This window comes from Ovoidimarina sediminis, from assembly GCF_032586175.1.
GTDB lineage: Bacteria > Pseudomonadota > Alphaproteobacteria > Rhodobacterales > Rhodobacteraceae > Ovoidimarina > Ovoidimarina sediminis.
Window position 1 is genome coordinate 1 of sequence record NZ_JAWHTE010000053.1, and the last position, 9,331, is coordinate 9,331.

A 9,331-nucleotide genomic window follows, 5' to 3' on the forward strand; every position below is an offset into this window, starting at 1 on the left:
CTGAGCGACAGGCCCAGTTACGCGCTATCGCGATCTGTTCGCGGCTCTCAACCCGACTTCTTCAACACAATCGGCTCGGAGCCGACCTTCGTTGCGGAGCGCGTGAATGGCAGCTTTGTGGCAGGCGATCCCCCCCAAAAACCGCAGGGCGACGGCGGCCTGTCTTGCGGGTGAGCGGGGGGGGGGATGCCTTCCGTTGTCCGGCCAATGACGGATATGCAGCCCGGCCGTCTTGGCAAGGGGATCCATAGAGGCCGAAGCACCGTCGCATGCGCAAGGGGTGTTGACGCCGGCGTGGAGCGCGCCCTCTCTTCCGGGCCATCCGCGAGACGCCCCCCTTCCCCCAACCCGCTTGCGCGGGTGTTCCGATGATCCTACGCTTCCTCCCGTCGGGAAGGGTGGGTGCATGTCGACGACGTTTCAGAAATTCGGGGGGTTCAGCGCCATCAGCCGGATCGTCATGGCGTTTTACGAAAAGGTGCTCGACAGCGATATCGTGGGGCCGCATTTCGACGATGTGGACATGCCGCGGCTGATCGATCATCAGACCAAGTTCATCTCCTCGCTGATGGGCGGACCCTCTGCCATGGGGGACGACCGGCTGCGCCATGTGCATATGCGGCTGAAGATCACCGGCGGCGAATTCGACGAGATCCTGCGGCTTCTGACCGACACCATGGCCGAGGGAGGCATGGACGGGGACAGCATTCGCACCGTCGAGGCCGCGTTCGAGAGCAAGCGGCACCTCATCGTCTCGCCCGGCGCGGCATGACCCAGATCAGCCTGAACACGATCAACGAACAGCTTCTGAAATCGATCGGGGTGGGGATTGCGATCATCCGCTACCGGGATCTGCATTTCTCGTTCCACAACGCGGCCTTCGCGGAGTGGTTCGGCGACCCGGCGGAGAGCGAGGCGGTGCGGGAGATCACCGCGGACCTGCGCGACCGGGCGATGGATGCGTTTCGCGAGACGGGGCGGTTTCAGGCGGAAGTGCAGGTCAAGCCGAAGCGCCGGACGCTGGTGATCGCGCTGAACATGTACCTCACCGACCTGGAGGGGGAGCGGATGATCGTCGCGGAATGCCAGAACATCACGCGGATGCGCGAGCTGGAGCAGATGATCGACAGCTATTCGAGCATGGTGGAGCGGAACACCCGGCAGCTGGAGCGCGAGAAGGAGCGGGTGGAGAAGCTTCTTCTGAACCTGATGCCGAAGAAGGTGTACGAGGAGTTCAAGACCTTCGGGGTGGTGACGCCGCAGCTGCACCCCAGCGTGTCGGTGCTGATGCTGGATTTCGTGGGGTTCACGGATTTCACCGAGAGGAACGACCCGACGGTCACGCTTGGGGAGCTGAACGATATCTTCACCGCCTTCGACCGGATCAGCGAACAGTTCGGGGTGGAGCGGATCAAGACGATCGGGGATGCCTATATGGCGGTGGCGGGGATGCCGGACCCGGCGCCCGATCACGCCACCGCGGTGGCGCATTGCGCGGTGCGGTTCCTGCGCTACCTGGAGCGGCGCAACCAGAGCCACCGGTATACCTGGCAGGCGCGGATCGGGCTGGGCACGGGGGCGGCCGTGGGATCGGTCGTGGGGGTGCAGAAATACGTCTACGACGTGTTCGGCCCGGCAGTGAACATGGCCGCGCGGCTGGAGGTGTTCGCCAATCCGATGAAGATCGTGGCCCCGGTCAGCATGAAGTTCGACCTGATCGACGGATTCCAGATCAAGGATATCGGGGCGTTCGACATCAAGGGGCTGGGGCAGATGGAGCTTATGAACGTCGAGGGGAACATGTCGCTGGCGCGGTAGCCCCCGGCGGCGGGTGCGATGGCCCGCCGGCTTGCGGATCGCGGCCGGCGGGTGCGGTGCGCCCCGGGTTTACATCACCATCTTGAACACGGGGATGTCGAACGGTGTCGGCGGGCCGTAGTTGCAGAAACCCATGGTGCCGTTCGACGTCATATCCAGATTGCCGCCGGCCATGAAGTTGATGCCGGCCAGGCCATTGGCGTTTGAGGTGCCGGAAAGATCGCCCGCCGAGATCAGGTTGCCGCCATAGACCTCGAGCCCCGAGGCCACCGAGAAATCGCCGAGCGTGATCAGCGTCGCGCCGCCGATGCCGTCGGTGCAATAGGTGCTGGCGCCGAGACGGAAGCCCGAGGGCGCACTGACCGATTTCGAACCGGTGTCGAGCACCACGAGCGTTGCGTTTTCGAGCGCCGCGCCCGAGTTGAACTTCACCTCGCAGGGCGTGACGATCACCGCGTCCTTGATGACCTGATCGTTGTCGAAGGTCAGCGTCTTGTTCTGGCAATCCATGTAGTTGACGGCGTTTGGCACGATGTCGTCGGCGGTGACATTGGCCTTCCACTTCTTCGGGGTCACGGGCGGCGCCGTCATGTCGGTGATGTAGGACGGCTGAACGTCGGACGTCGGATCGAGATGCGCCTTTGCGAGGGTTTCAAGCCCGTTGAAGAAGGTATCGAGGTTGAGGTTGATCGAGTCGAGCGCTTCAGTCAGACCTTCGTTTCCCGACAGCCCGGAACTGGGAATGACGATATCGCCCTCGTTCGGCATCGACACGACGACGCCCTGCTGAAAGCTCGACCCCTGGCTGAATTCGACGTGTTCTTCCGAATGGATGCAGAAGCCGTCCTTGTAGTTGTTGTTGGACTGGATATCGACGCGGCCCACGGCGAAGAAGCCTTCGCCGCGCGGGCACCAGCCTTCCTCGTAATCCCAGACCGACACGGTGTTGAGATCGAAGGAATCGACGCCCACGAATTTCATCAGGAAGGTCGAGACGCCATTGGCGCCCGAGCGCCGGGTCGTGACGCGCACCGCCGTGTCGCCCGCACCGGGCGTGAAGGTGCGGGTCACACCATCCCAGTCGCCGAATTCGATGTCGGCCGTCGCCAGCACCGAGCCATAGATCGATGTGGGCATGTTCGCCTCGGCGATCGCGATGCCCTTGTCGATCGCGTTCTGTTCCACCGGATCCTTGTAGCGGGTGTAGAGCGCCGCATGGCCGGCCGCATCCGCCGCCCCCTGAAGCTGGGTGCGCGCCTGGACCGCGTGGTTGACGTCGATCGCGAAACCCGCCGCCATGAGCATGATCAGGAACATGAAGATCGAGAGGACGGTGATACCGCCGTCCTCGTTCTGGCGCAGCCTCTGCAGGTGGTCGAACATACTGAACATACTGGTTACTCCGAAAGCCGGATCAGGCCGCGTGGTTGCCGTGCGTGGCCTGGAAGTGGAAGAGATGAGCAAGGGTCGGGCCGATGAGACCGGTGGTCAGATATTCTTCCATCGCGGCTTCGAGCGCCTGAAGCTGCTGATTGGAGTAATCCTGAAGCTCGTGGCGCAGCGCCTGCTGCAGGGGATCGTTCCGGCGGAACGTGGGCTCGGGCCTGTTTACGCGTACCATATTCATTATTCGTTACCTTTGTTTTTGACCGGAGGCGCAGAGACCTGCGGCTCACTGTCAACAAATTAGCAGGCCTAATGATGAATTAATTTGATTGAATTCACGGCTGGGGGATGAATTGCCGAAACAATCTGTTTCGCGGGAGGGGGCAATGGCGCAGCCTGAAGCGTCAGATCAGGGTGCGGGCCTACAGCCGCGAACCGCTTCCGTGGCGTTCAGGTGCTTGCTACCTTCAGACGCGTCCCGAAGGAGCGGCGAAATGGCAAAAAACACTCCACTCACCGGCACATGGGCGCTGGTGGCCTGGTATAATGTGACACAAGACCGGAAGCGGATTTATCCGTTGGGCGAGCGGGCAACGGGCTACATCAGCTATTCGCATGACGGTTTTGTTTTCGTCCATCTGAGTGCCGCGGATCGGCTGCCCTATGCTGTGAACGATCCCTTTGGCGGTACAGCGGAAGAAGATGCTGCGGCCATCAAGTCACAGATCACTTATGCCGGGCCATTTGAATTTCACGGTGATCACGTGATCCACCGGGTCACTCAGTCCTCCTGTCCGAATTGGGTCGGCACCGAGCAGCGGCGTATGGTCGAATTCAGGGGTGAAGGGCTTCGGCTCAGTGCACCAGGGGCTCTTTTCCAGGGCGAGGACGTAACTGCAATCGTAGACTGGCGGCGGGCTACACAGTGAAAGTCGCCCTCGTCCCGCATAGAGGTCATTGGGTGTCCGAGACCGCGAGAGATCCCGACTGACACAGTCAGATGTCGGCTTCGAGCCCTTCTTGCCCGGAATCGAGGGCCGCAGGCCCGCCGGGCAGGGCCCGACCGCCCCCCGGGCGGGCCCTCCTGCAACGGTACGGATCAGCGGGATGTCCCGCGGGATTGTGAGATAAAGCGCCCCGACCAACTGTCGGCGGGCCCACCCGCGGTCGGGCCCTGCCCGGCTTATCGCGAGTGTCAGCAACGTCCGCATTCCGGACGCCCGCACACCCCCGCGCGGAGGGCGGCTTGCCGCCGGACGCGGGGAGATGCCCCCTCCAAAAACAACGAGGCGACGGCATCTTGCGATGCCGCCGCCCCTATCGCGTCCCCGGGGAAACGCGCGAACAGTGACCGGGGACCCGATTTCCGTCCAGCCTATTGCCCTCCTCCGAGCTGGTGGACGTATGTTGCGACCGCGTTGATCTCGGCATCCGTCAGGCCCTGGCCGGGGCGGTATTCCTCGGCCCAGGCCGGCATGACGCCGAAGCGCGAGTGGGTGATCGTCTCGACGATGGCCTCCGTCGACCCGCCGTAAAGCCAGATCGCGTCGGAGAGGTTCGGGGCGCCGATGCCCTGATCGCCCATGCCCTCGACCCCGTGGCAGGCCGAGCATTGCTCGTCGAAGAGGACCGCGCCGGCCTCGGCAAGCCCCGCGTCATGCTCCTGCCCCGAGATCGCGCGGACGTGGTTGGCGACCTGCAAAATCTCGTCTTCGGCCAGCAATTCGCCGAAGGCCGGCATTTCCGACCAGTGCGCGTCGGGCGACTGTTCGTTGCGGATGCCGTTGCGGATCGTCCAGGCGATATCCTCGATCCCGCCGCCCCAGAGCCAATCGTCATCGAGGAGGTTCGGGTAGCCCGAGGCCTGGACGCCGGCCGCGCCCGCGCCGTGGCATTGCGAGCAGTTGGCGCGGAAGACGGCGGCGCCGGCATTGCGGGCGAAGCTCATCAAATCCGCGTCATCGGCGACGCTTGCCAGATCGGCCGAGGCGAGGCGTTCGGTGATGCCCGCGTTCCGTTCGTTCACCGCCGCGATATCGGCGGCGACCTCGGCCCGGGTCGAGTAGCCCAGCATGCCGGACGTGGCGCTGCTGATCATCGGCCAGGCCGGGTAGGCGATGGTGTAGGCGATGCCCCAGAGGATCGTGATGTAGAAGGTCCAGACCCACCAGCGGGGCAAGGGGTTGTTCCACTCTTCGATCCCGTCCCAGGAATGGCCCGTGGTTCCGTAGCCGTGTTCGTTGGTCTTTTCCTGTTCGGAACTCATGACAGGGTCTCCGTCCTATGGCCGGCCGCGGGCCGGTCTTCGTGCTGGAAGGGAATATCGCTGCAGTCACGATGGGTGTCGCGGCTGCCGGGGCGGAAGGCCCAGATCACCGCCCCGATGAAGAAACCGAAGAGCGCGATCAGAACCCAGCTGTCGGCGATCTCGCGGAGGAGGGAATAGGTGTCCATGCGTGTCCCTCCCCTTACCGGCTTGCATCGGGCGTGAAGGTCGAGAAATCGACCAGGGTGCCCAGCATCTGCATGTAGGCGATGAGGGCATCCATCTCGGATATGCCCGGGGCGCCGTCGAAGTTGCGGACCTGGGCGCCGGGGTAGCGTTCCACCAGCCCGTCCCAGTCGCCCATCGGATCGACCTGGACGCGGAAATCGGCCGAGGCGTTCTCGATCATCTCGTCGGTATAGGGCACGCCGACGAAACGGTGGGTTTCGAGAAGTTCCTCGATATGGTGCCCTTCGAGCATCCGGTCGAGCAGGTAGCCGTATTTCGGCATCACCGATTCCGGCACCACCGATTGCGGGTTGGTGAAGTGATCGACGTGCCAGTCGTCCGAGTAGCGGCCGCCGACGCGGGCGAGGTCGGGCCCCGTCCGTTTCGAGCCCCACTGGAACGGGTGGTCGTACATCGATTCCGCCGCCAGCGAGTAGTGGCCGTAGCGTTCGACCTCGTCCCGCATGGGCCGGACCATCTGGCTGTGGCAGACATAGCAGCCTTCGCGGATGTAGATGTCGCGCCCCGTCAGTTCCAAGGGCGAGTAGGGGCGCATGCCTTCCACTTCCTCGATCGTGTTCTCGAGGTAGAAGAGCGGTGCGATTTCCACGATGCCGCCGATGGTGACCACGAGGAGCGATCCGACGAGGAGCGCCGTGGCGTTGGTTTCAAGGATCTTGTGCTTGTCGAGGATACCCATGTCTCCGACCCTCCTTATTCAGCCGGAGCCATGAGCGGGGCTTCGGCTTCCTTCGCCGGGGCCCGCCGCACGGTCATCCAGAGGTTGTAGCACATGATCAGGGCGCCGGAGAGGTAGAGCACCCCACCGAGAGCGCGGACCACGTACATCGGGAACTTCGCGTCGACCGTGTCGGCGAAGGCGTTCACGAGGAACCCGTTCGCATCGACTTCGCGCCACATCAGGCCTTCCATGATGCCCGTGACCCACATCGAGGCCGCGTAGAGCACGATGCCGATGGTGGCGAGCCAGAAGTGCCAGTTCACCATGTTGAGCGAGTAGAGGCGTTCGCGGTTCCACAGGCGCGGCACCAGGAAGTAGAGGCAGCCGAAGGTAATCATGCCGTTCCAGCCGAGCGCGCCGGAATGCACGTGGCCGATCGTCCAGTCGGTGTAGTGCGACAGCGAGTTCACCGCGCGGATCGACATCATCGGGCCTTCGAAGGTCGACATGCCGTAGAAGCCGATGGAGATCGCCATCATCCGGATGATCGGATCGGTGCGGAGCTTGTCCCACGCGCCCGAGAGCGTCATCAGGCCGTTGATCATCCCGCCCCAGGAGGGCATCCAGAGCACGACCGAGAACACCATGCCGAGCGTCGAGGCCCAGTCGGGCAGCGCCGTGTAATGCAGGTGGTGCGGACCGGCCCAGATATACAGGAAGATCAGCGCCCAGAAGTGGATGATCGACAGCTTGTAGCTGTAGACCGGCCGTTCGGCCTGCTTCGGCACGAAGTAGTACATCATGCCGAGGAAGCCCGCCGTCAGGAAGAAGCCCACCGCGTTGTGGCCGTACCACCATTGCGTCATCGCATCCTGCACGCCGGCGAAGACCTGCACCGACTTGGAGCCGAAGATCGAGACCGGGATCGAGAGGTTGTTGACCACGTGGAGCATCGCGACGGTCACGATGAACGAGAGGAGGAACCAGTTGGCCACGTAGATGTGGCGTTCCTTCCGGGTGATCAGCGTGCCGAGGAAGACGGCGAGATAGGCGACCCAGACGATCGTCAGCCAGAGGTCGATATACCATTCGGGTTCGGCATATTCCTTCGACTGCGTCGCGCCGAGGAGATAGGCCGTGGCCGCCATGATGATGAAGAGGTTGTAGCCCCAGAACACGAACCAGGCGAGGTTGCCGCCCCAGAGACGGACCGCCGAGGTGCGCTGTACGATGTAGAACGAGGTGCAGAGAAGCGCGTTGCCCCCGAAGGCGAAGATCACCGCCGATGTGTGGAGCGGCCGGAGGCGCCCGAAGTTCATGTAGCCATCGGCCCATTCGAAGTTGAGCGCCGGGAAGGCGAGCTGGAAGGCGATGAAGACCCCCGCAAGGAAGCCCACGACGCCCCAGAAGGCCGTGGCGATGACGCCGGCGCGGATCACGCCGTCTTCATAGACCGAGTAGTCGATCGCCGGTTTCGGCTCTCCAACCTTGCGGATCTGGTAGATGAACATGCCCGCCGCGATCAGCATGATCAGGATCGCGTGCAGCATGTAGGCCGGATCGCGTGCAAAGTTGGCGGCTATGGCAGCAAGAAGCGCCACCAGGCCCAGAGCGATGAGTTTTATTGTGTCCCACATACGTGCGTTTCCTTCGCCGTTCCCACCGGGCCTCCGACGGGCGGAGTCCGGCTCATGGGACAAGGGAATGACATGGGGGGACGGGGATTCTCCTTGATCCAGGTCAACCGGCCAGTATGGGTTGTTTGATGCGGATCAAGGATTGGGATCGGCGTGCGGATAAAGTGTGATCTCTAGGCGCAGGACGGCGGGAGGACCCCCATGAGTTTCAAATCCATCGTGACCTTCATTCATGACCTCGAGCGGGATGAGGATGCGCTTCGGACGGCGGCCGCAGTGACCGCCGCGGAGGACGGGCATCTGACCGCCATGTGTCTTGGCATCGACCGGACGAATCCCGGCGCCTATTACGCGGGCGCGCAGGCGATCGCGCTAGAACAGACGCTGGCCATCGCCCAGCAGGATGCGTCGCGGGTGGAGCGCGGCGTCGAACAGATCCTGGCGGGCAGCGGCATCCGCTATGCCACGCTGGCGATCACCACGCAGGTGGGGGCGCTGAGTTCCGTCGTGGGCGACGGGGCGCATTTGCAGGACCTTGTCGTGTTGCCGCGCCCCTATGGCGAGGGCCGGGGGCTGGAACATGTGATGTGCGTGGAGGCGGCGCTGTTCCGCACCCGCGTGCCGCTTCTGATCGTGCCCGACGGGCATCGCGGCGCCGTGGCGCCCGAGCGCGTGGTGGTGGCGTGGAACGAAAGCCCCGAGGCGCTGGCCGCGATAAGGGGCGCCCTGCCCTTCCTGAAGGCCGCGCAGCAGGTGAACATCGCGATCATCGACCCGCCGACCCATGGCGCCAACCGGTCGGATCCGGGCGGGGCGCTGGCGGAGATGCTGGCGCGGCAGGACGTGCATTGCGACGTGTCGGTGCTGGCGCGGACGATGCCGCGGGTATCGGACGTGATGATGCGGCACCTGGAGGACCAGAGCGCGGATATGCTTGTGATGGGGGCCTATGGCCACACGCGGCTGCGCGAGGCGATCCTGGGCGGCGCGACGCGGAACATGCTGGAGATGAGCGGGCTGCCGGTGCTGATGGCGCATTAGGCGGCCCCGGGCGGATCGCCCGGCGCCAGAACGGCCCGGAATCAAGGCCCGCAGGGCCGCCAGGCCAGCGGTTCCGAGGGTCCCGCGAAAGGTCCAGTGGACCTTTCGCCCGAGGGACGCCGCCCCTCCGGGCGGACGCTATTGCGACGCTGGCCTGCTGCGCGGTGTCGTTCGGGCTTGAGAGATCAAGTGTTCATTAAAGCATCCGGCCTTTAACCTGAGACATATCCGGCAGCCCTGAAGTAGTTCCAACACTCTTCGGGTGAGTATAGA

The 9,331-nt window shown here is 63.8% G+C and carries 10 protein-coding genes; 4 read left to right on the plus strand and 6 right to left on the minus strand.

The genetic code is table 11. The features are described from left to right. The first annotated feature begins 406 nt into the window (after nucleotides 1-406). Complete coding sequence (locus tag RXV90_RS25450) at nucleotides 407-772, plus strand: group I truncated hemoglobin (RefSeq protein WP_316653181.1); 366 nt, start codon at nucleotides 407-409, stop codon at nucleotides 770-772. After that, nucleotides 769-1,818 carry an adenylate/guanylate cyclase domain-containing protein gene (locus RXV90_RS25455; RefSeq protein ID WP_316653183.1) on the plus strand — a complete coding sequence of 350 codons (1,050 nt, stop codon included), beginning with the start codon at nucleotides 769-771 and terminating at the stop codon, nucleotides 1,816-1,818. Before RXV90_RS25450 ends, RXV90_RS25455 begins: the two co-directional genes overlap by 4 nt. A 69-nt stretch (nucleotides 1,819-1,887) precedes the next feature. Here RXV90_RS25455 and RXV90_RS25460 read toward each other — a convergent pair whose 3' ends face one another. Next, a complete protein-coding gene (locus tag RXV90_RS25460; RefSeq protein WP_316653185.1) occupies nucleotides 1,888-3,201 on the minus strand; it encodes a pilus assembly protein TadG-related protein in 1,314 nt (437 codons plus the stop codon). A gap of 31 nt (nucleotides 3,202-3,232) precedes the next feature. Continuing rightward, entirely contained in the window at nucleotides 3,233-3,445 is a 213-nt protein-coding gene (locus RXV90_RS25465) for a hypothetical protein (protein ID WP_316653187.1), read from the minus strand. A 253-nt stretch (nucleotides 3,446-3,698) separates the two neighbouring features. Between RXV90_RS25465 and RXV90_RS25470 the strand changes: the two genes are divergently transcribed. Continuing rightward, the gene (locus RXV90_RS25470; protein ID WP_316653188.1) at nucleotides 3,699-4,133 is read left to right on the plus strand and encodes a lipocalin-like domain-containing protein; all 435 of its coding nucleotides are present in this window, start codon (nucleotides 3,699-3,701) and stop codon (nucleotides 4,131-4,133) included. Between the two features lie 446 nt (nucleotides 4,134-4,579). Here RXV90_RS25470 and ccoP read toward each other — a convergent pair whose 3' ends face one another. Genes ccoP through ccoN form a run of 4 tightly spaced genes read right to left on the minus strand, consistent with a single transcriptional unit; the run spans nucleotide 4,580 to nucleotide 8,017 of the window. Then, nucleotides 4,580-5,470: a cytochrome-c oxidase, cbb3-type subunit III gene (ccoP, locus tag RXV90_RS25475; protein WP_316653190.1), complete on the minus strand. Its 891-nt coding sequence runs from the start codon at nucleotides 5,468-5,470 to the stop codon at nucleotides 4,580-4,582. Beyond that, nucleotides 5,467-5,658 (minus strand): cbb3-type cytochrome c oxidase subunit 3, encoded by a 192-nt coding sequence (locus RXV90_RS25480; RefSeq protein ID WP_316653192.1) that lies wholly within the window; start codon nucleotides 5,656-5,658, stop codon nucleotides 5,467-5,469. The genes ccoP and RXV90_RS25480 overlap by 4 nt, the downstream gene beginning before the upstream one ends. A 14-nt stretch (nucleotides 5,659-5,672) precedes the next feature. Beyond that, the gene (gene ccoO, locus RXV90_RS25485; RefSeq protein WP_316653193.1) at nucleotides 5,673-6,398 is read right to left on the minus strand and encodes a cytochrome-c oxidase, cbb3-type subunit II; all 726 of its coding nucleotides are present in this window, start codon (nucleotides 6,396-6,398) and stop codon (nucleotides 5,673-5,675) included. Between the two features lie 14 nt (nucleotides 6,399-6,412). After that, nucleotides 6,413-8,017, minus strand: coding sequence for a cytochrome-c oxidase, cbb3-type subunit I (gene ccoN, locus RXV90_RS25490; protein ID WP_316653195.1), 1,605 nt, complete (start codon nucleotides 8,015-8,017; stop codon nucleotides 6,413-6,415). 201 nt (nucleotides 8,018-8,218) lie between these two features. Here ccoN and RXV90_RS25495 point away from each other — a divergent pair, with 201 nt between their 5' ends. Continuing rightward, on the plus strand, nucleotides 8,219-9,058 hold the full coding sequence (locus RXV90_RS25495; RefSeq protein ID WP_316653197.1) for a universal stress protein: 840 nt from the start codon (nucleotides 8,219-8,221) through the stop codon (nucleotides 9,056-9,058). Nucleotides 9,059-9,331 lie beyond the last annotated feature (273 nt).